The sequence below is a fragment of the Pseudomonas sp. HMSC057H01 genome, from assembly GCF_001836405.1.
In the GTDB taxonomy this organism is placed as follows: domain Bacteria; phylum Pseudomonadota; class Gammaproteobacteria; order Pseudomonadales; family Pseudomonadaceae; genus Pseudomonas; species Pseudomonas aeruginosa.
This window is the reverse complement of the sequence record NZ_KV828413.1, coordinates 37,424-55,989: the sequence shown is the minus strand read 5'-3', so window position 1 is coordinate 55,989 and position 18,566 is coordinate 37,424. Positions and strand designations below refer to the sequence as shown.

Here is an 18,566-nt window from a genome sequence, read left to right as displayed (position 1 = left end):
GCCCGAGCCGTTGCCGCCAGTGGTCGAGGAACCGCCACCGCCGGTGGTCGACGAGAACGCGGTGAAGCCGCCGCCGCCGAAGCCGGTGCCCAAGCCGAAACCCAAGCCCAAGCCGCAACCCCGGCCCAAGCCGGCGCCGAAGGCCGTCGAGCCGGCTCCGCCCGCGCCGCCACAACCCGCCGCGCCACCCGCCCCGCCGGCGCCGGCCGCTGCTCCGGCGCCGTTGACGCCGCCGTCGGCGAACGCCGGCTACCTGCACAACCCGGCGCCGGAATACCCCGCCCTGGCCATGCGCCGCGGCTGGGAGGGCACCGTGCTGTTGCGGGTGCATGTCCTCGCCAGCGGCAGCCCGAGCGAGATCCAGGTGCAGAAGTCGAGCGGACGCGAAGCCCTCGACCAGGCCGCGGTGAAAGCGGTCAAGCGCTGGTCCTTCGTTCCCGCCAAGCGCGGCGACAAGGCCGAGGACGGCTGGGTCAGCGTACCGATCGATTTCAAGTTGAACTGAATCTGCAGCGTCACGAGGAGCATCCGTCATGAGTCTGTTAACCACCCCGCTCGAATCCGTCGAAGGCGCCGTCATCTGGCTGCTGGTCGGCTTTTCCGTGGTCACCTGGGGCCTGGCCCTGGTCAAGGGCGTGCAGTTCGCCCGGCAGAAGCGCCAGGACCGCCAGTTCCAGAAGCAGTTCTGGAGCGCCACCAGCCTCGACTCCGCTGGCGAGCAGGCGCAGGACAAGCAGGGCGCCGGCGCCCGCGTGGCCCAGGCCGGCTTCGCCGCGATCCAGGTGCAGGACAACGGCCAGCCCGACCTGGCCCAGTCGATCAACCACCAGGACCGTCTCGAACGCGCCCTGCGCCAGCAGATCCAGCGCGAGCGGCGTTCTCTGGAGTCGGGCCTGGCGGTGCTCGCCTCGATCGGCTCGACCTCGCCCTTCATCGGTCTGTTCGGCACCGTCTGGGGCATCATGGAGGCGCTCAAGGGGATCAGCGCGGCCGGCTCGGCGAGCCTGGAGACCGTGGCCGGGCCGATCGGCAGCGCGCTGATCGCCACCGGCGTGGGAATCGCCGTCGCGGTGCCGGCGGTGCTGGTCTACAACTACTTCCTGCGGCGCCTGAAGCTGACCGCCGCCGACCTCGACGACTTCGCCCACGACTTCTACAGCCTGGCGCAGAAGAGCGCGTTCCGCGTCATCGTCCATCCCTCCGCCGCGCGCCAGGCCGGCAACCCCTCGCGCAACGTGAAGGAGGCGTCCTGACATGGCCTTCTCGACCCAGGACAGCGACGAAGTCCTTTCCGAAATCAACGTCACCCCGCTGGTCGACGTGATGCTGGTGCTGCTGGTGGTGTTCATCGTCACCGCGCCGCTGCTGACCAACTCGATCCCGATCAACCTGCCGAAGACCGAATCGGTGGCCCCGCCGGAGCAGAAGGATCCCCTGGTGGTGAGCATCGATGGCGCCGGCAAGCTGTTCGTCAACAAGGACGAGATCCAGCCGGAGCTGCTGGAGAGCAACCTGGCCGCGGCCAAGGCGAAGGACGCCGAGGTCCGCGTGCAGTTGCAGGCCGACGAAGGGGTGAACTACGGCCAGGTGGCGAAGGCCATGGCTTCCATCGAGCGCGCCGGGATCACCAGGCTGGCAGTGATCACCGCACGCTGAAGCGAATCCACGCCGTCCGGCGCAGGCCGGGCGGGCAACGGTTTCGACCGCTCCGATCCGGGCAGGGGAGAGCGGTCTTTTTTATTCCGGATGGACGCTCCTCGGGTGTGTCCGCCGAGGCCGGGCTTCCGAATGCATCGCGCATCGTGCCCGTCGCTTGCACGCCCCACGCCTGGGCGCTCAGGCCTGGCGTGCCGGCGCCTCCTGCTCCTTGGCGTCCTCCGTTCCTTCGACTTCCCATTCACCGGCCCAGTCCTCGCCGAACAGTTCGCTGGGATGCTGGGTGCGGCTGGCGCCGTTGCCGCAGCCCATAGATTCCGCCGAGCAATAGCGGTCGCAACCCCAGCAGATGCGCTCCGGGTGGCTGGGATGGAGGGGAAATTTCTTGGCCATGATCCTGTCCCGATACCTGATGCCTGCGCTCAGGTATACCGCCGATGGCATGCGTCGCCCAGGCGTTGCCGCGGAAAAGTGGCTTCGGCTTGCGCTGGATCAACTCGATTGGCTCATATGAATTCATAGAATATTAAAATTGCTTTTTATTCCTTAGAGAAAAAAGACTGCGCCCTTACACTTCCCTGGTGATGAATTTTTCTGGAGGGATCTCCATGCACAGCGAACGCGTCCGTTATGTGTTGGTGCCCGGTTGGTACGGCTCGGAAGACGCCCATTGGCAAAGTCACTGGCAGCGCGCGCTGCCCAATGCCTCACGGGTCGAGCAACAGGACTGGATCACCCCGCTGCGCGCCGACTGGATCGCCGAGCTGGACGCCGAGATCCGCCGCCAGCCCGGGCCGGTGGTGCTGATCGCGCACAGCCTGGGTTGTGTGACAGTGGCGCTGTGGGCGGCCCAGGCCGAGCGCCGGGTGCGCGACCAGGTACGCGGCGCCCTGCTGGTGGCGCCGGCCGACGTCGAGCGCGAGAGCTGCGCCGAGGCGCTGCGCAACTTCGCGCCGATCAGCCGCGAGCCGTTGCCGTTCCCCAGCGTGCTGGTGGGTTCCGACAACGACCAGGCCTGCAGCCCGCAGCGCGCCATGCACCTGGCCCGCGCCTGGGGCGCGGAGACGGTGATCCTGCCCGAGGCCGGGCACATCAACGTGAAGTCCGGCCACGGCGCCTGGGAGGCCGGCTACCGTCACCTGTTCCGCTTGCAGTACCTGATCGACAGCCAGGCCCGTCGCCGCGCCTGATCCTCCAGATCGTTAACCTTGGCGTAACGGTTCGTCGCCCGGCTTGATTGAACAGGCCTGGCGGCCTGCCTAACGTGGCTCCTCACGACAGCGTGAAACCTGGAGCCGACATGACGACACCGATCTCTCCCCCGCCGCAGTGGTCGCGGCGCCGCCAGGAAAAGCAGCGGCGCCTCGAGCGCGTGCGCGGCCTGGCCGACGGCGCGGTGCTGCCGCGCGAACGCCTGGTCGCCGCGCTGGAGGCGCTGATCGCGCCGGGCGATCGGGTGGTGCTGGAAGGCAACAACCAGAAGCAGGCGGACTTCCTCTCCCGTTCGCTGGCGCGGGTCGATCCCGGCAAGCTGCACGACCTGCACATGATCATGCCCAGCGTCGGTCGTCCGGAGCATCTCGACCTGTTCGAACTGGGCATCGCGCGCAAGCTCGACTTCTCCTTCTCCGGCCCGCAGAGCCTGCGCATCGGCCAGTTGCTCGAAGACGGCCTGCTGGAGATCGGCGCGATCCACACCTACATCGAGCTGTACGCGCGGCTGGTGGTCGACCTGATCCCCAACGTCGCACTGGTCGCCGGTTTCGTCGCCGACCGCGAAGGCAACGTGTACACCGGGCCGAGCACCGAAGACACCCCGGCGCTGGTGGAGCCCACCGCGTTCAGCGACGGCATCGTCATCGTCCAGGTCAACCGTATCGTCGACGACCCGCGCGACCTGCCGCGAGTGGACATCCCGGCGTCCTGGGTGGACTTCGTGGTCGAGGCCGACCAGCCGTTCTACATCGAGCCGCTGTTCACCCGCGACCCGCGCCACATCAAGCCGGTCCACGTGCTGATGGCGATGATGGCGATCCGCGGCATCTACCAGCGGCACAACGTGCAGTCGCTGAACCACGGCATCGGCTTCAACACCGCGGCCATCGAGCTGATCCTGCCGACCTACGGCGAGTCCCTCGGCCTGAAGGGCAAGATCTGCCGGCACTGGACCCTCAACCCGCACCCGACCCTTATCCCCGCCATCGAGAGCGGCTGGGTCGAGAGCGTGCACTGCTTCGGCACCGAGCTGGGCATGGAGGGCTACATCGCCCAGCGTCCCGACGTGTTCTTCACCGGTCGCGACGGCTCGCTGCGTTCCAATCGGATGTTCTGCCAACTGGCCGGGCAGTACGCGGTAGACCTGTTCATCGGCGCCACCCTCCAGGTCGACGGCGACGGCCATTCCTCCACCGTCACCCGCGGACGCCTGGCCGGCTTCGGCGGCGCCCCGAACATGGGCCACGACCCGCGCGGCCGGCGCCACTCGACGGCGGCCTGGCTGGACATGCGGGGCGAACCCGAGGCCTTGCTGGAGCGCGGCAGGAAGCTGGTGGTGCAGATGGTCGAGACCTTCCAGGACGGCGGCAAGCCGACCTTCGTCGAGCGTCTCGACGCGCTGGAGGTGGCGCGCCAGACCGGCATGCCGCTGGCGCCGGTGATGATCTATGGCGACGACGTCACCCATGTGCTCACCGAGGAAGGCATCGCCTACCTGTACAAGGCGCGCTCGCTGGAGGAACGCCAGGCGATGATCGCCGCGGTGGCGGGGATCAGTCCGATCGGCCTGCGCCACGATCCGCGCGAGACCCAGCGGATGCGCCGCGAAGGGCTGATCGCGCTGCCCGAGGACCTCGGCATCCGCCGCACCGACGCCTCGCGCGAGCTGCTGGCGGCGAAGAGCATCGCCGAGCTGGTCGAGTGGTCCGGCGGGCTGTACCAGCCGCCGGCGCGTTTCAGGAGCTGGTGATGAACGCCATCGCGAACCTCGCGGCGACGCTGCGCGCCGACCTCGGCGAATGCCTGGCCGACCTGGCGGTGGACGCCCTCATCGACGAAGCCGAACTGTCGCCCAAACCGGCCCTGGTGGACCGTCGCGGCAATGGCGCGCATGCCGACCTGCACCTGGGCCTGATGCAGGCCTCGGCGCTGAGCCTGTGGCCGTGTTTCAAGGAAATGGCCGACGCCGCCCAGCGGCATGGGCGCATCGATGCGCGCCTGCGCGGCGTCCTTGGCCAACTGGGGCGCGACGGCGAGGCGGCGATGCTGCGTACCACCGAAGGCGTGAACACCCATCGCGGAGCGATCTGGGCGCTCGGCCTGCTGGTCGCGGCCGCCGCTCTCGAACCGCGCCGCACGCAGGCCGGCGAAGTGGCCGCGCGCGCAGGACGCATCGCCCTGCTCGACGATCCGGCGGCCGCCATCGGCGACAGCCACGGCGAGCGCGTCCGTCGGCGCTACGGCGTCGGCGGCGCCCGCGAGGAGGCGCGTCTCGGCTTCCCCCGCGCAGTGCGCCACGGCCTGCCGCAGCTATGGCGCAGCCGCGAAGGCGGCGCTGGCGAGCAGAACGCCAGGCTCGATGCGCTGCTGGCGATCATGAGCGTCCTCGACGATACCTGCGTGCTGCACCGCGCCGGCCGCGTCGGCCTCGCCGCGATGCAGGATGGCGCCCGCGCGGTGCTCGCCGCCGGCGGCAGCGCCAGTCTCGCCGGGCGTCGCCGCCTGTGCGAGCTGGACCGCCGCCTGCTGGCGCTGAACGCTTCGCCCGGCGGCGCCGCCGACCTGCTGGCCGCCTGTCTTTTCCTCGATCGCCTGCCCGCCGTGTCCGGTGGGTGGGCTGGGAGTCTCTGAGATGGAAACCCTGACCTTCGAATTTCCCGCCGGCGCTCCGGCGCGCGGTCGCGCCCTGGCCGGCTGCGTCGGCTCCGGCGACCTGGAGGTGCTGCTCGAGCCGGCCGCCGGAGGCGCGCTGAGCATCCAGGTGGTGACCTCGGTAAACGGCAGCGGCCCGCGCTGGCAACAACTCTTCGCGCGGGTCTTCGCGGCGTCCACGGCGCCGGCCGCGTCGATCCGCATCCACGATTTCGGCGCCACTCCCGGGGTGGTCCGCCTGCGCCTGGAGCAGGCACTGGAGGAGGCTGGCCATGACTGACGTCGCCCGCCTGCTGGCGCTGCGCAGCTTCACCGAACTGGGAGCGCGCCAACGCGCCCGTGCCCTGCTCGACGCGGGCAGCTTCCGCGAGTTGCTCGATCCCTTCGCCGGCGTGCAGTCACCCTGGCTGGAACGACAGGGCATCGTGCCCCAGGCCGACGATGGGGTAGTGGTCGCCCGTGGCCTGCTCGACGGCCAGCCGGCGGTGCTCGCCGCCATCGAAGGTGCCTTCCAGGGCGGCAGCCTTGGCGAGGTCAGCGGAGCGAAGATCGCCGGCGCGCTGGAGCTGGCCGCCGAGGACAACCGCAACGGCGTTCCGACCCGGGCCCTGCTGTTGCTGGAAACCGGTGGCGTGCGCCTGCAGGAAGCCAACCTCGGACTGGCGGCGATCGCCGAGATCCAGGCGGCCATCGTCGATCTGCAGCGCTACCAGCCGGTGGTGGCGGTGATCGCCGGGCCGGTCGGCTGCTTCGGCGGCATGTCCATCGCCGCCGGGCTGTGCAGCTACGTGCTGGTGACCCGCGAGGCGCGCCTCGGATTGAACGGTCCGCAGGTGATCGAACAGGAGGCCGGCATCGCTGAATACGACTCGCGCGACCGGCCGTTCATCTGGAGCCTCACCGGCGGCGAGCAGCGCTTCGCCAGCGGTCTCGCCGACGCCTACCTGGCCGACGACCTCGATGAGGTACGCACCTCGGTACTCGCGTATTTCGCCAAGGGCCTGCCGGCACGGCCGCGCTGCCGCCGCGCCGAGGATTACCTGCGGCGGCTGGGCGACCTCGATACCGCCGAGCAACCGGATGCCGCCGGCGTGCGCCGGCTGTACCAGGGGCTGGGCCAAGGAGATGCAACATGAGCCAACCGTTCACTTCCCGTGGCCTGGCCTGGTTCCAGGCGCTGGCCGGTAGCCTCGCGCCGCGTCCCGGCGATCCTGCTTCGTTGCGCGTCGCCGATGCCGAGCTGGACGGCTACCCGGTGCGTTTCCTGGCCGTCGTGCCCGATCCCGACAATCCGTTCCCGCGCGCTCGCCAGGGCGAGGTCGGGCTGCTCGAGGGCTGGGGCCTGGCCGCCGCCGTCGACGAGGCGCTGGAGGCCGACCGCGAGGCGCCGCGCAAGCGCGCGCTGCTGGCCATCGTCGACGTGCCGAGCCAGGCCTACGGCCGCCGCGAGGAGGCCCTGGGTATCCACCAGGCGCTGGCCGGGGCGGTGGATGCCTACGCCCGCGCCCGACTCGCCGGGCATCCGCTGATCGGCCTGCTGGTGGGCAAGGCGATGTCCGGTGCGTTCCTCGCCCACGGCTACCAGGCCAACCGCCTGATCGCCTTGCACGATCCGGGGGTGATGGTCCACGCCATGGGCAAGGCCGCCGCCGCGCGGATCACCCTGCGCAGCGTCGAGGAACTGGAGGCGTTGGCGGCGAAGGTGCCGCCGATGGCCTACGACATCGACAGCTACGCGTCGCTCGGCCTGCTCTGGAGGACCCTTCCGGTGGAGACCGTCGAGGTGCCGTCGACGGCGGACCTGGTGCGGGTCCGCACCTGCCTGGGCGAGGCCCTGGCCGATATCCTCGGCGGCCCGCGCGACCTCGGCGGCCGCCTCGGCGCGGCCAACCGCGAGGCGTCGGCGCAGGTGCGCCGGCTGCTGCGCGAGCAGTGGTGAATTCAGGAGCGAGCCGTGGTCATCGCGAACAGCTCACAGCGGGGCTCCAGCCGGCGACGGCTCGCTCCTGATCCGATGCGCCGCAGGGCAGGGCCGGAACCCCATGACCTGCTCCTGGGCATGGCGCCGGCGCATTTGCCGGAGAATGCTCCGGCCTGGGTCTGCGCGGCACTGAAGGCCGGCTGGCCGGTGGTGGTGCGCCGTGCGCCGGCAGATCCTGCGCGGGTGGCCATCGGCGTGCGCGGCCTGGTGCGGGAGCAGCGCTGGGCCGGCTGGATGCCGTTGGCGGCAATCACCTGGCGCTTGCGCCCGGAAGCGCTGGGCCAGCGCGAGCCGGCGATGCTGCGCGATCTGCCGGCCTGGCGTGCCTTGCGCGACCTGCGTGCGCCGCTGAACGCGCTGGGACTGGCCTGGGGCGTGACCGGCGGCGCCGGTTTCGAGCTGGCCAGCGGGGTCGCCGTGCTGCATCCGGACAGCGACCTCGACCTGCTGCTGCGCACCCCGCGCCCGTTCCCGCGCGATGACGCGCTGCGCCTGCTGCAACGCTTCGAGCAGTGTCCCTGCCGGATCGACCTGCAATTGCAGACCCCGGCGGGTGGCGTGGCCCTGCGCGAATGGGCCGAGGGTCGGCCCCGGGTGCTGGCGAAAGGCAGCGAGGCGCCGCTGTTGCTGGAAGACCCCTGGCGGGTCGCGGAGGTCGAGGCATGAGCGTGCTGTTCGCCTATCCCGGCCAGGGCGCCCAACGTCCCGGCATGCTCGCGGCCTTGCCCGACGAACCGCCGGTGCGCGCCTGCCTGGAGCAGGCGGCGGACTGTCTCGGCCAGGCGCCGGCCGAACTGGAGAGCGCCGAGGCCTTGCGCGGCACCCGCGCGGTGCAGTTGTGCCTGCTGATCGCCGGGGTCGCCGCCAGCCGCCTGCTGGAGACGCGCGGGCATCGGCCGGGGCTGGTCGCCGGGCTGTCCATCGGCGCCTATCCGGCGGCGGTGGTGGCCGGCGCGCTGGACTTCGACGACGCGCTGCGTCTGGTGGCGCTGCGCGGCGAACTGATGCAGGCCGCCTGGCCCGAGGGCTACGGGATGAGCGCCATCCTCGGTCTCGACCAGGCGCAACTGGATGCGCTGATCCTGATGGTGCGGCGCGAGCACCCGCCGCTCTACCTGGCCAACGTCAACGCCGAGCGGCAACTGGTGGTGGCCGGCAGCGAAGCGGCGCTGGCCGCCCTCGCCGAACGCGCGCGTGCCGCCGGCGCCAGCGCGGCGAAGCGCCTGGCGGTGAGCGTACCGTCGCACTGTGCGCTGCTCGACGAACCGGCCGCGCGCCTGGCCGAAGCGTTCGCCGGTGTCCGCCTGCGTCGGCCGCGCGTGCCCTACCTGAGCAGCAGCCGGGCGCGCCTGGTCGCCGAACCGGCCGCGCTGGCCGACGATCTCGCCGGCAACATGGCGCGCCGCGTCGAGTGGCTGGCGACATTGCGCAGCGCCTACGAGCGCGGTGCCCGCCTGCATCTCGAGCTGCCGCCGGGACGGGTCCTCAGCGGTCTGGCGCGGCCTCTGTTCGGCTGCGCCACGCCGGCCTTCGAAGGCTCCCGGGCGGATACCCTGGACGCGCTGTTGCGCGAGGAGGAAAAGAGAACCCGATAAGCGTTCGTTCGAGGCATAAAAACAACAACATCGATCCGCAACCGAGGACAACAATAATGATTATCTACGGTGTCGCACTGCTGTCTCTGTGTACCCTCGCCGGGCTGTTCATCGGCGAGATCCTTGGCGTGCTGCTCGGCGTGCCGGCCAACGTCGGTGGCGTCGGCATCGCCATGCTGCTGCTGATCTTCGTCGGCGGCTACCTGGGCAAGCGCGGCCTGCTCTCGGCGAAGACCGAGCAGGGCGTGGAGTTCTGGAGCGCGGTCTACATTCCCATCGTGGTCGCCATGGCCGCCCAGCAGAACGTCCTCGGCGCGCTGAGCGGCGGGCCGGCCGCTATCCTCGCCGGCATCGCCGCGGTCGCCGTGGCCTTCGCCCTGGTCCCGCTGCTCGACCGCTTCGGCCGGAAGAAAGCCGAAGGCGCCCCGCCGTTGAAACCGCGCACCAGCGTGCAGGGGTGAGCGCCATGTTCGAGTCCCTGAACAAAGTCATCAATGGCTACGGCCTGATCAGCGGCTTCGCCATCATCGGCGTGACCATGGCGGTGTCCTACTGGTTGTCGGCGCGCCTCACCCGCGGGCGCCTGCACGGCTCGGCGATCGCGATCTTCCTCGGCCTGGTGCTGTCCTACGTCGGCGGCGTCGCCACCGGCGGGCAGAAAGGATTGGTGGACGTGCCCCTGATGTCCGGTATCGGCCTGCTGGGCGGCGCCATGCTGCGCGACTTCGCCATCGTCGCCACGGCCTTCGGGGTGAATGTCGAGGAATTGCGTCGGGCAGGGGTTTCCGGGGTGGTGTCGCTGTTCCTCGGGGTCGGTTCGTCGTTCGTCGCCGGGGTCGCGGTGGCCATGGCGTTCGGCTACACCGATGCGGTCAGCCTGACCACCATCGGCGCCGGCGCGGTCACCTACATCGTCGGACCGGTGACCGGCGCCGCCCTGGGGGCCAGCTCCGAGGTGATGGCGCTGAGCATCGCCGCCGGGCTGGTGAAGGCGATCCTGGTGATGGTCCTGACGCCTTTCGTCGCGCCCTACATCGGCCTGAACAATCCACGTACGGCGGTGATCTTCGGTGGTCTCATGGGCACCTCCAGTGGCGTCGCCGGCGGCCTCGCCGCCACCGACCCGAAGCTGGTGCCCTACGGTTGCCTGACCGCGGCGTTCTATACCGCCATCGGTTGCCTGCTGGGGCCGTCGCTGCTGTATTTCAGCGTGCGCGGCCTGGTTGGGTGAGCGGGCTCGTCCGGGCACCCTCTCCCTGAAGGGCGAGGGTTGGGGAGAGGTCAGCGGGCCAGCGGTAATGTGGACTTCCGTCCGCTATCCCGCCGCCTCCTGCTCCAGGCGCAGGCTGTACATCCGGCACTCCGCGAGCAACGCCAGCAGGTTCGGGTCGCGCTCCTTGGCCTTGAGGAACACCACGCCGATGTGCTGCTGCAGGCGATAGCGCGGTTGCAGCGGGATCAGCCGCACGCGGTTCTCGTAGACCGCCTCGATGCGTTTGGGCAGCAGCGCATGGCCGACCCCCGAGCTGACCATGCTGAGGAGGGTGAAGATGTCGTTCACCTGCATGGCGATCTGCGGTTCGAAACCGGCCTGCTGGAACACCCGGGTGCCGTCCTGATGGGTGGCGAAGCCCTGGGTGAGCGTGACGAAGGGCGTGTCGCGCAGGGTGCTGAGATCGATCTCGGCGAGCCTGGCGTAGGGCGAGTCCACCGGCACGGCGAGGAAGATGTCATCGGAGAACAGCGGCAGGTGCTCGCAGTCGGGATCGCTGACGCTGTCGTTGAGCGACACCAGGATGGCGTCCAGCTCCATGTTCTTCAGCTGGTAGAACAGGTCGACGTTGGAGCCGAGGATCAGGTCGATATTCAGCGCGCTGCGTCGCAGCTTGAGGCCCATGATCAGTTGCGGCACGGTCTTCACCGTCAGCGAATAGAGCGCGCCGAGCTTGAAGCGCTCGGCGGAGAAGCCGGCCGCCTCGCGGGTCAGGCGCACCGTGTCGAGTACCTCCTGGACCAGCTTCTGCGCGCGCTCCTCGAGCACGTAGGCGCTTTCCAGCGGGGTCAGGTTGCGTCCCTCGTGCTTGAACAGCGGGCAGCGCAGGGCGCTTTCCAGCGAGTGGATGGCGCGGTGCACGCTGACGTTGCTGGTGCCCAGTTCCGCCGCCGCGCGCGCCAGGTTGCCGGTGCGCATGAAGGCGAGGAAGGTTTCCAGCTTCTTGAGGGTGATTTCTTCGTCGATCAGCATCCGCGTTCCCCTGGCCGGTGGCGTCGGGGGATTGTGCCTGAGACGGCGCGGGAGGGGTAAAAAGGGCCGTCATGTCCTAGCGCGTGGCGGAGCATGACGGCCTGGAAACGCCTTGGGGAAGGCGGAGTTGCACTGACCGGATGGAATCCCGCTTCGGCAGCCTGAGCCGCCGATAGGCTAACGGAACTCAGCGGATGGAGCGGATGGTGCGCCGGACCGGGGTGGTCCGGAGCGCCGGCCACCCTAGCAACGGAGGCTTTTTGCCACAGTCATCGGATTCGTCTTTGTCAGAAAGAAAGTTCCTCTTGGAATGTCGGAAAGCTGAGGGTCAGTGCCGGCGCTCGGCAAGCTTGCCCAGTTGCTCCCGGCAGTAGTCGACGAACAATCGTGCCGGCTTGGTCAGTTGCGCGCGTTTCAGCCAGGCGGCGGCGAGCCCGGAGGTGGACACCGGCTCGGCGAGGTCGACCATGACCACCTTCTTGCCGTCGTAGGTGCATTCCGAATGCGGGCGGGTGACCAGCAGGGAGAAGCCGAAGCCCTGGCCGACCATGCCGCGCACCATCTCGATGGACGGCGAGCTGAAGGCGATGTTCGGCGTCAGGCCGAGTTCCTCGAACAGGCTGACGAAATAGGTGCGGCTGGGCTGCACGTCGAGCAGGATCATCGGTTCCAGGCACAGGTCGCGCAGCGACACTTGCGCCTGCCCGGCGAAGCGGTGGCCTTCGGGGAGCAGCGCGTGGGGTCGTTGCGGCGGCATCAGCGGCTCGGTCTCGATGGTCGAGTCGAGGTCGTGCTCGTAGAGGAAGGCCAGGTCGAAGCGCCCCGAGGTGAGGCCTTGCACCAGTTCCTGCTGCTCGCCGTCGCGGATGCGGATCTCCACCCCCGGATAGGCCTGGCGAAAGCCGGCGATCAGGCCCGGCAGGTAGAGCGGGGCGACCGTCTCGAAGCAGCCGATGTCGATCTGCCCGGCGATCACGTCGTTGTCGGCCAGGGCGTTCTGCTCGAACTCGTGGGCCATCCGCAGCAGCTCCTGGGCCTTGCGGTAGAAGCGCGCGCCGGCGGGGGTCAGCGACACGCCCTGGGCGTGGTGGCGGATGAACAGCTGCACGCCGAAGCTTTCCTCCAGACCCTTCACCGCCGTGGAGATCGACGGCTGGGCGATGTACAGCTTGCGCGAGGCCTCGGCCACGCTGCCGCATTCCACGGTGGTCACGAAATACTTGAGTTGCCGCAAGGTATAGGACGCCACTGCAAGACCTCATCGGCGCATCATCCTCCCCGGGCCGGGCGTGCGCGCCTCGATTGTTGTGTCCGCCGCGCTGCAAGCAAGTTGCAGGCCGCTGCCGAGCGTCGCGGCGCTGGCCGCGACGACGATTGCCCGCCTGCACGATAACCCAGCACGACGCACTTTGCCGGGGCACGCCTGGCCAGCTTTTTCTTATGTCCCGAGGACATTTTTAATAATTTTCCTTCGCCGCGGCTTGCGCGACCATCCTTCCCCATCGACCCCATGGACAGCGGTCCGCCTCCCGGCGGTCCGGGCCATGCGTGCAGAACCACGACCGGCGCAGACCGGCGAGATAACAAGGAGAAGGTGGGGTGTTCGAACTCAGCGATTGGCAACGGCGCGCCGCGACACAGCGCTTCATCGACCAGGCCCTGATCGGCGGCCGCCAGCGTCCGGCCGCCAGCGGCGCTACCTTCGACGCCATCGATCCGGCGAGCAATCGCCTGCTGGCGCGGGTCGCGGCCTGCGATGCGGCCGACGTCGACGCGGCAGTGGCCGCCGCCCGCCGCGCCTTCGACGAAGGCCCCTGGGCGCGTCTCGCCCCGGTCGAGCGCAAGCGCGTGCTGCTGCGCCTGGCCGAGCTGATGCTGGCCCATCGCGAAGAGCTGGCGCTGCTCGACTCGCTGAACATGGGCAAGCCGGTGATGGACGCCTGGAACATCGATGTGCCCGGCGCCGCCCACGTCTTCGCCTGGTATGCGGAAAGCCTCGACAAGCTCTACGACCAGGTCGCGCCGACCGCCCAGCAGGCCCTGGCCACCATTACCCGCGTGCCGCTGGGGGTGATCGGCGCGGTGGTGCCGTGGAACTTCCCGCTCGACATGGCCGCCTGGAAGCTCGCCCCGGCCCTGGCCGCCGGCAACTCGGTGGTGCTCAAGCCGGCCGAGCAGTCGCCGTTCTCCGCCCTGCGCCTGGCCGAGCTGGCCCTGGAGGCGGGGGTGCCGGAAGGCGTGCTGAACGTGGTGCCGGGCCTCGGCGAGCAGGCCGGCAAGGCCCTCGGCCTGCACCCGGAGGTGGACGCACTGGTGTTCACCGGCTCCACCGAGGTCGGCAAGTACTTCATGCAGTATTCCGCGCAATCCAACCTCAAGCAGGTCTGGCTGGAGTGCGGCGGCAAGAGTCCGAACCTGGTGTTCGCCGATTGCCGCGATCTTGACCTGGCGGCGGAAAAGGCCGCCTTCGGCATTTTCTTCAACCAGGGCGAGGTCTGTTCGGCGAACTCGCGCTTGCTGGTGGAGCGTTCGATCCACGACGAGTTCGTCGAGCGCCTGCTGGCCAAGGCCCGCGACTGGCAGCCGGGCGATCCGCTGGACCCGGCCAGCCGCGCCGGCGCCATCGTCGACCGCCGGCAGACCGCCGGGATTCTCGCCGCCATCGAGCGGGCGCAAGGCGAGGGCGCGACCCTGCTCGGCGGTGGCCGCCAGTTGACGATCAACGGTTCGGACAACTTCATCGAACCGACCCTGTTCGGCGACGTACGCCCGGACATGCAGCTGGCCCGCGAGGAAATCTTCGGTCCGGTGCTGGCGATCAGCGCCTTCGACTCCGAGGACGAGGCCATCCGCCTGGCCAACGACAGCCGCTACGGCCTCGCCGCCTCGCTGTGGAGCGACGACCTGCACCGTGCGCACCGGGTGGCGCGGCGCTTGAATGCCGGAACGGTGTCGGTGAATACCGTGGACGCGCTGGACGTCGCGGTGCCTTTCGGCGGCGGTAAGCAGTCCGGCTTCGGTCGCGACCTGTCGCTGCATTCCTTCGACAAGTACACCCAGTTGAAGACGACCTGGTTCCAGTTGCGCTGAAGACGCGACGGACGCGACACGACTCGATGCCGATAACGACAACAAGAGGACGATCGAATGAACGACACGCCGAACGTGCGTGAGCCGGCCCTGCGCCGCGTGCTCGGGCTGGGACCGCTGCTGGCGGTGGCCATCGGCCTGGTGGTTTCCCAGGGCGTGATGGTACTGATGCTGCAAGGTGCCGGGACGGCCGGCCTGGGCTTCATCGTGCCGCTGGGAGTGGCCTACCTGCTGGCGCTGAGCTACGCCTTTTCCTTTTCCGAACTGGCCCTGATGATTCCCCGCGCCGGTAGCCTTAGCAGCTACACCGAGGTGGCCATCGGGCATTTCCCGGCGATCCTGGCGACCTTTTCCGGCTACGTGGTGGTGGCGATGTTCGCCCTCTCGGCGGAACTGCTGCTGCTCGACCTGATCATCGGCAAGGTCTACCCCGGCGCGCTGCCGCCGATGCTGGTGGCCTACGGCGTGCTCGGCCTGTTCACCCTGCTCAACCTGCTCGGCATCGACATCTTCGCGCGCCTGCAGAGCGCCCTGGCGCTGCTGATGATGATCGTCCTGCTGGTGCTCGGCCTGGGTGCGGTGAGCAGTGACCACGCTTCCGCGCAGACTGCCCTGGCGAGCGGCTGGAACCCGCTCGGGGTAAGCGCCCTGGCGCTCACCGCGATGGCCGTGTGGGGCTTCGTCGGCGCCGAGTTCGTCTGCCCGCTGGTGGAGGAGACGCGGCGTCCGGAGCGCAATATCCCGCGTTCGATGATCCTCGGCCTGAGCATCATCTTCCTGACCATCGCCCTCTACTGCTTCGGTGCGCTGCTGTGCATCCCGCAGGCGGAACTGGCCGGCGACCCGCTGCCGCACTTCCTCTTCGCCAACCGCGTGTTCGGCGAGTACGGCCAGCTGTTCCTGGTGATCGCCGCGATCACCGCCACCTGCAGCACCCTCAACTCGTCGCTGGCGGCGATCCCGCGGATGCTCTACGGGATGGCGCAGAACGGTCAGGCCTTCCCGCAATTCAAGCAGCTCAGCCGGCGGGCGCGCACGCCCTGGGTGGCGGTGCTGTTCGTCGCCGCGATCACCGGCCTGCCGATCCTGATCCTCGGCCAGGACCCGGACTCGATCAACCTGCTGCTGCTCGCCGCCGCGCTGGCCTGGCTGCTGGCCTACATCATCGCCCACGTCGACGTGCTGGCCCTGCGCCGTCGCTATCCGCACATCGCCCGTCCGTTCCGCACGCCGTTCTACCCGCTGCCGCAACTGTTCGGCATCGCCGGGATGATCTACGCGGTGGTCCACGTCTCGCCGACCCCGGAAATGACCGGACGGATCTTCGCCAGCGCCGGCGTGGTGCTGGGCGTGGTCTCGCTGGTGGCGGTGGTGTGGATCAAGGGCGTGATGCGCAAGCCCCTCTTCGTACCCGAACCGCTCGAGACGGCCGGTGAGACTGCCCAGGGCAAGTCCGTCGCCCTCGATCCCCTGCAATCCCCTTCGGCCTGACGCGCCAAGGGAACAAGGAGAACACAGACGATGACCGCTCAGCTCAACCCGCAGCGCGACACCCGCGACTACCAGCAACTGGACGCCGCGCACCACATCCACGCCTTCCTCGACCAGAAGGCGCTGAACCGCGAAGGCCCGCGGGTGATGGTCCGCGGCGATGGCCTGCAGCTCTGGGACAACGACGGCAAGCGCTACCTGGACGGCATGTCCGGCCTCTGGTGCACCAACCTCGGCTACGGCCGCCAGGACCTCGCCGCCGCCGCCAGCCGCCAGCTGGAACAACTGCCGTACTACAACATGTTCTTCCACACCACCCACCCGGCGGTGGTGGAGCTTTCCGAGATGCTCTTCAGCCTGCTGCCGGACCACTACAGCCACGCGATCTACACCAACTCCGGCTCCGAGGCCAACGAGGTGCTGATCCGTACCGTGCGGCGCTACTGGCAGATCCTCGGCAAGCCGCAGAAGAAGATCATGATCGGCCGCTGGAACGGCTACCACGGCTCGACCCTGGGCAGCACCGCGCTCGGCGGGATGAAGTTCATGCACGAGATGGGCGGCATGCTGCCGGACTTCGCCCACATCGACGAACCCTACTGGTACGCCAACGGCGGCGAGCTGAGCCCGGCCGAGTTCGGTCGCCGCGCGGCGCTGCAACTGGAGGAGAAGATCCTCGAACTGGGCGCGGAGAACGTCGCCGCCTTCGTCGCCGAGCCCTTCCAGGGCGCCGGCGGCATGATCTTCCCGCCGCAAAGCTATTGGCCGGAGATCCAGCGCATCTGCCGGCAGTACGACGTGCTGCTGTGCGCCGACGAAGTGATCGGCGGCTTCGGCCGCACCGGCGAATGGTTCGCCCACGAACACTTCGGCTTCCAGCCGGACACCCTGTCCATCGCCAAGGGCCTGACGTCCGGCTACATCCCCATGGGCGGCCTGGTACTCGGCAAGCGCATCGCCGAGGTGCTGGTGGAGCAGGGTGGGGTGTTCGCCCACGGCCTGACCTATTCCGGCCACCCGGTGGCGGCGGCGGTGGCCATCGCCAACCTCAAGGCGCTGCGCGACGAGGGCGTGGTCACGCGGGTCAGGGAGGAGACCGGACCCTACCTGCAACGCTGCCTGCGCGAGGTCTTCGGCGACCATCCGCTGGTCGGCGAGGTCCAGGGCGCCGGCTTCGTCGCCGCGCTGCAGTTCGCCGAGGACAAGGCGACCCGCAAGCGCTTCGCCAACGAGAACGATCTGGCCTGGCGCTGCCGCACCATCGGCTTCGAGGAGGGCGTGATCATCCGCTCCACCCTCGGCCGCATGATCATGGCCCCGGCGCTGGTGGCCGGGCGTGCCGAGATCGACGAACTGATCGACAAGACCCGTATCGCGGTGGATCGCACCGCGCGCGAGATCGGCGTGCTCTGACGCGCCCCGGTGGCCCGGCCTCGGCCGGGTCGCCTGCGACACGGAGCGTCCCCCCATAACGACGACGCGGCGCCTGGCGACCGCGCGCGGAACCGTTTCGGCCTCTGGCCGGCAACTGCCTCAGCAACATCACAACAATGCCAATCGGCTGTGGGAGTGTTCCATGTACAAGTCCTTGCACCAGTACGCACACGTGTTTTCCCGGTTGTCCCTGTTCGGCCTGGCGTTCGCCGCGGCGGCCCAGGCGCAGAGCCAGAGCCTGACGGTGATCTCCTTCGGCGGCGCGACCAAGGCCGCCCAGGAGCAGGCCTATTTCAAACCCTTCGAGCGAAGCGGCGGCGGGCAGGTGGTCGCCGGCGAATACAACGGCGAAATGGCCAAGGTGAAGGCCATGGTCGACGTCGGCAAGGTCAGCTGGGACGTGGTCGAGGTGGAGAGCCCCGAACTGCTCCGCGGCTGCGACGAGGGGCTGTTCGAACGCCTCGACCCGGCGCGTTTCGGCGACCCCGCGCAGTTCGTCCCCGGCACTTTCAGCGAGTGCGGGGTGGCCACCTACGTCTGGTCGATGGTGATGGCCTACGACTCGACGAAGCTGGCCAGGGCGCCGCAGTCCTGGGCGGATTTCTGGAACGTCCGCGAGTTCCCCGGCAAGCGCGGCCTGCGCAAGGGCGCCAAGTACACCCTGGAAGTGGCGCTGCTGGCCGACGGGGTGAAGGCGGAGGACCTCTACAAGGTACTCGCCACCCCGGAGGGGGTCAGCCGCGCCTTCGCCAAGCTCGACCAGCTCAAGCCGAACATCCAGTGGTGGGAGGCCGGCGCCCAGCCGCCGCAATGGCTGGCGGCCGGCGACGTGGTGATGAGCGCGGCCTACAACGGGCGCATCGCCGCTGCGCAGAAGGAGGGGGTGAAACTGGCCATCGTCTGGCCCGGCAGTCTCTACGATCCGGAGTACTGGGCGGTAGTGAAGGGCACGCCGAACAAGGCGCTGGCGGAGAAATTCATCGCCTTCGTCAGCCAGCCGCAGACGCAGAAGGTGTTCTCCGAGCAGATCCCCTACGGGCCGGTACACAAGGGCACCCTGGCGTTGCTGCCGAAGACGGTGCAGGAGGCGCTGCCGACCGCGCCGGCCAACCTCGAAGGCGCGCGGGCGGTGGATGCCGAGTTCTGGGTGGACCACGGCGAGGAGCTGGAACAGCGTTTCAATGCCTGGGCGGCGCGCTGAGCGCGC

Annotated in this window: 20 protein-coding genes; 17 read left to right on the top strand and 3 right to left on the bottom strand. The window is 69.2% G+C overall.

Annotated elements, in window-relative coordinates; translation table 11 throughout:
• The 3 genes from HMPREF2581_RS06775 to HMPREF2581_RS06765 all read left to right on the top strand — a co-directional run.
• Nucleotides 1-505, top strand: a 505-nt coding sequence (locus tag HMPREF2581_RS06775) for an energy transducer TonB (protein WP_139181891.1), incomplete at its 5' end; no start/stop codon positions are given.
• Between the two features lie 28 nt (nt 506-533).
• Complete coding sequence (locus HMPREF2581_RS06770) at nt 534-1,253, top strand: MotA/TolQ/ExbB proton channel family protein (protein ID WP_003083979.1); 720 nt, start codon at nt 534-536, stop codon at nt 1,251-1,253.
• Between the two features lies 1 nt (nt 1,254).
• A complete protein-coding gene (locus HMPREF2581_RS06765; RefSeq protein WP_003106175.1) occupies nt 1,255-1,656 on the top strand; it encodes an ExbD/TolR family protein in 402 nt (133 codons plus the stop codon).
• 180 nt (nt 1,657-1,836) lie between these two features.
• Here HMPREF2581_RS06765 and HMPREF2581_RS06760 read toward each other — a convergent pair whose 3' ends face one another.
• Nucleotides 1,837-2,049 carry a DUF3079 domain-containing protein gene (locus tag HMPREF2581_RS06760; RefSeq protein WP_003111981.1) on the bottom strand — a complete coding sequence of 71 codons (213 nt, stop codon included), beginning with the start codon at nt 2,047-2,049 and terminating at the stop codon, nt 1,837-1,839.
• A gap of 215 nt (nt 2,050-2,264) precedes the next feature.
• Between HMPREF2581_RS06760 and HMPREF2581_RS06755 the strand changes: the two genes are divergently transcribed.
• The 10 genes from HMPREF2581_RS06755 (at nt 2,265) to madM (ending at nt 10,330) form a co-directional block, all read left to right on the top strand.
• Nucleotides 2,265-2,846: an alpha/beta hydrolase gene (locus HMPREF2581_RS06755; protein ID WP_003106176.1), complete on the top strand. Its 582-nt coding sequence runs from the start codon at nt 2,265-2,267 to the stop codon at nt 2,844-2,846.
• 110 nt (nt 2,847-2,956) lie between these two features.
• Nucleotides 2,957-4,621 (top strand): malonate decarboxylase subunit alpha, encoded by a 1,665-nt coding sequence (gene mdcA / locus HMPREF2581_RS06750; RefSeq protein ID WP_003083990.1) that lies wholly within the window; start codon nt 2,957-2,959, stop codon nt 4,619-4,621.
• Nucleotides 4,621-5,502: a triphosphoribosyl-dephospho-CoA synthase gene (locus tag HMPREF2581_RS06745; protein WP_003137092.1), complete on the top strand. Its 882-nt coding sequence runs from the start codon at nt 4,621-4,623 to the stop codon at nt 5,500-5,502. Before mdcA ends, HMPREF2581_RS06745 begins: the two co-directional genes overlap by 1 nt.
• Nucleotide 5,503: 1 nt before the next feature.
• Nucleotides 5,504-5,803, top strand: coding sequence for a malonate decarboxylase subunit delta (locus HMPREF2581_RS06740; RefSeq protein ID WP_003084001.1), 300 nt, complete (start codon nt 5,504-5,506; stop codon nt 5,801-5,803).
• Nucleotides 5,796-6,659: a biotin-independent malonate decarboxylase subunit beta gene (locus tag HMPREF2581_RS06735; RefSeq protein ID WP_003084003.1), complete on the top strand. Its 864-nt coding sequence runs from the start codon at nt 5,796-5,798 to the stop codon at nt 6,657-6,659. Before HMPREF2581_RS06740 ends, HMPREF2581_RS06735 begins: the two co-directional genes overlap by 8 nt.
• On the top strand, nt 6,656-7,462 hold the full coding sequence (mdcE, locus tag HMPREF2581_RS06730; protein WP_003137094.1) for a biotin-independent malonate decarboxylase subunit gamma: 807 nt from the start codon (nt 6,656-6,658) through the stop codon (nt 7,460-7,462). Before HMPREF2581_RS06735 ends, mdcE begins: the two co-directional genes overlap by 4 nt.
• A 15-nt stretch (nt 7,463-7,477) precedes the next feature.
• On the top strand, nt 7,478-8,170 hold the full coding sequence (locus tag HMPREF2581_RS06725) for a malonate decarboxylase holo-ACP synthase (RefSeq protein ID WP_003137096.1): 693 nt from the start codon (nt 7,478-7,480) through the stop codon (nt 8,168-8,170).
• Nucleotides 8,167-9,099, top strand: a complete 933-nt coding sequence (gene mdcH, locus HMPREF2581_RS06720; protein WP_003137098.1) for a malonate decarboxylase subunit epsilon — start codon at nt 8,167-8,169, stop codon at nt 9,097-9,099. The genes HMPREF2581_RS06725 and mdcH overlap by 4 nt, the downstream gene beginning before the upstream one ends.
• A gap of 56 nt (nt 9,100-9,155) precedes the next feature.
• On the top strand, nt 9,156-9,560 hold the full coding sequence (gene madL, locus HMPREF2581_RS06715; protein ID WP_003110240.1) for a malonate transporter subunit MadL: 405 nt from the start codon (nt 9,156-9,158) through the stop codon (nt 9,558-9,560).
• 5 nt (nt 9,561-9,565) lie between these two features.
• Nucleotides 9,566-10,330, top strand: coding sequence for a malonate transporter subunit MadM (madM, locus tag HMPREF2581_RS06710; RefSeq protein ID WP_003084016.1), 765 nt, complete (start codon nt 9,566-9,568; stop codon nt 10,328-10,330).
• Nucleotides 10,331-10,414: 84 nt separating this feature from the next.
• Here madM and HMPREF2581_RS06705 read toward each other — a convergent pair whose 3' ends face one another.
• Together HMPREF2581_RS06705 and HMPREF2581_RS06700 are read right to left on the bottom strand one after the other, a co-directional pair.
• Complete coding sequence (locus HMPREF2581_RS06705) at nt 10,415-11,344, bottom strand: LysR family transcriptional regulator (RefSeq protein ID WP_003084019.1); 930 nt, start codon at nt 11,342-11,344, stop codon at nt 10,415-10,417.
• A gap of 328 nt (nt 11,345-11,672) precedes the next feature.
• Nucleotides 11,673-12,593 carry a LysR substrate-binding domain-containing protein gene (locus HMPREF2581_RS06700; RefSeq protein ID WP_003084035.1) on the bottom strand — a complete coding sequence of 307 codons (921 nt, stop codon included), beginning with the start codon at nt 12,591-12,593 and terminating at the stop codon, nt 11,673-11,675.
• 350 nt (nt 12,594-12,943) lie between these two features.
• Between HMPREF2581_RS06700 and HMPREF2581_RS06695 the strand changes: the two genes are divergently transcribed.
• The 4 genes from HMPREF2581_RS06695 (at nt 12,944) to HMPREF2581_RS06680 (ending at nt 18,560) form a co-directional block, all read left to right on the top strand.
• Nucleotides 12,944-14,434, top strand: coding sequence for an aldehyde dehydrogenase (locus tag HMPREF2581_RS06695; protein WP_003084042.1), 1,491 nt, complete (start codon nt 12,944-12,946; stop codon nt 14,432-14,434).
• Nucleotides 14,435-14,491: 57 nt separating this feature from the next.
• Nucleotides 14,492-15,925 (top strand): APC family permease, encoded by a 1,434-nt coding sequence (locus HMPREF2581_RS06690; RefSeq protein ID WP_003084045.1) that lies wholly within the window; start codon nt 14,492-14,494, stop codon nt 15,923-15,925.
• Between the two features lie 30 nt (nt 15,926-15,955).
• A complete protein-coding gene (locus HMPREF2581_RS06685) occupies nt 15,956-17,338 on the top strand; it encodes an aspartate aminotransferase family protein (RefSeq protein WP_003101901.1) in 1,383 nt (460 codons plus the stop codon).
• Nucleotides 17,339-17,501: 163 nt separating this feature from the next.
• Nucleotides 17,502-18,560, top strand: coding sequence for an ABC transporter substrate-binding protein (locus HMPREF2581_RS06680; protein WP_003137100.1), 1,059 nt, complete (start codon nt 17,502-17,504; stop codon nt 18,558-18,560).
• Nucleotides 18,561-18,566: the final 6 nt, after the last annotated feature.

Bases quoted from the DNA above. Each gene is read 5' to 3' on its own strand.
- HMPREF2581_RS06755 (WP_003106176.1), top strand. From the start codon at position 2,265: ATGCACAGCGAACGCGTCCGTTATGTGTTGGTGCCCGGTTGGTACGGC.
- HMPREF2581_RS06740 (WP_003084001.1), top strand. From the start codon at position 5,504: ATGGAAACCCTGACCTTCGAATTTCCCGCCGGCGCTCCGGCGCGCGGT.
- HMPREF2581_RS06680 (WP_003137100.1), top strand. From the start codon at position 17,502: ATGTACAAGTCCTTGCACCAGTACGCACACGTGTTTTCCCGGTTGTCC.
- HMPREF2581_RS06690 (WP_003084045.1), top strand. From the start codon at position 14,492: ATGAACGACACGCCGAACGTGCGTGAGCCGGCCCTGCGCCGCGTGCTC.
- HMPREF2581_RS06760 (WP_003111981.1), bottom strand. From the start codon at position 2,049: ATGGCCAAGAAATTTCCCCTCCATCCCAGCCACCCGGAGCGCATCTGC.
- madL (WP_003110240.1), top strand. From the start codon at position 9,156: ATGATTATCTACGGTGTCGCACTGCTGTCTCTGTGTACCCTCGCCGGG.
- HMPREF2581_RS06745 (WP_003137092.1), top strand. From the start codon at position 4,621: ATGAACGCCATCGCGAACCTCGCGGCGACGCTGCGCGCCGACCTCGGC.
- HMPREF2581_RS06765 (WP_003106175.1), top strand. From the start codon at position 1,255: ATGGCCTTCTCGACCCAGGACAGCGACGAAGTCCTTTCCGAAATCAAC.
- mdcH (WP_003137098.1), top strand. From the start codon at position 8,167: ATGAGCGTGCTGTTCGCCTATCCCGGCCAGGGCGCCCAACGTCCCGGC.
- HMPREF2581_RS06685 (WP_003101901.1), top strand. From the start codon at position 15,956: ATGACCGCTCAGCTCAACCCGCAGCGCGACACCCGCGACTACCAGCAA.
- HMPREF2581_RS06705 (WP_003084019.1), bottom strand. From the start codon at position 11,344: ATGCTGATCGACGAAGAAATCACCCTCAAGAAGCTGGAAACCTTCCTC.
- HMPREF2581_RS06735 (WP_003084003.1), top strand. From the start codon at position 5,796: ATGACTGACGTCGCCCGCCTGCTGGCGCTGCGCAGCTTCACCGAACTG.
- mdcA (WP_003083990.1), top strand. From the start codon at position 2,957: ATGACGACACCGATCTCTCCCCCGCCGCAGTGGTCGCGGCGCCGCCAG.
- mdcE (WP_003137094.1), top strand. From the start codon at position 6,656: ATGAGCCAACCGTTCACTTCCCGTGGCCTGGCCTGGTTCCAGGCGCTG.
- madM (WP_003084016.1), top strand. From the start codon at position 9,566: ATGTTCGAGTCCCTGAACAAAGTCATCAATGGCTACGGCCTGATCAGC.
- HMPREF2581_RS06770 (WP_003083979.1), top strand. From the start codon at position 534: ATGAGTCTGTTAACCACCCCGCTCGAATCCGTCGAAGGCGCCGTCATC.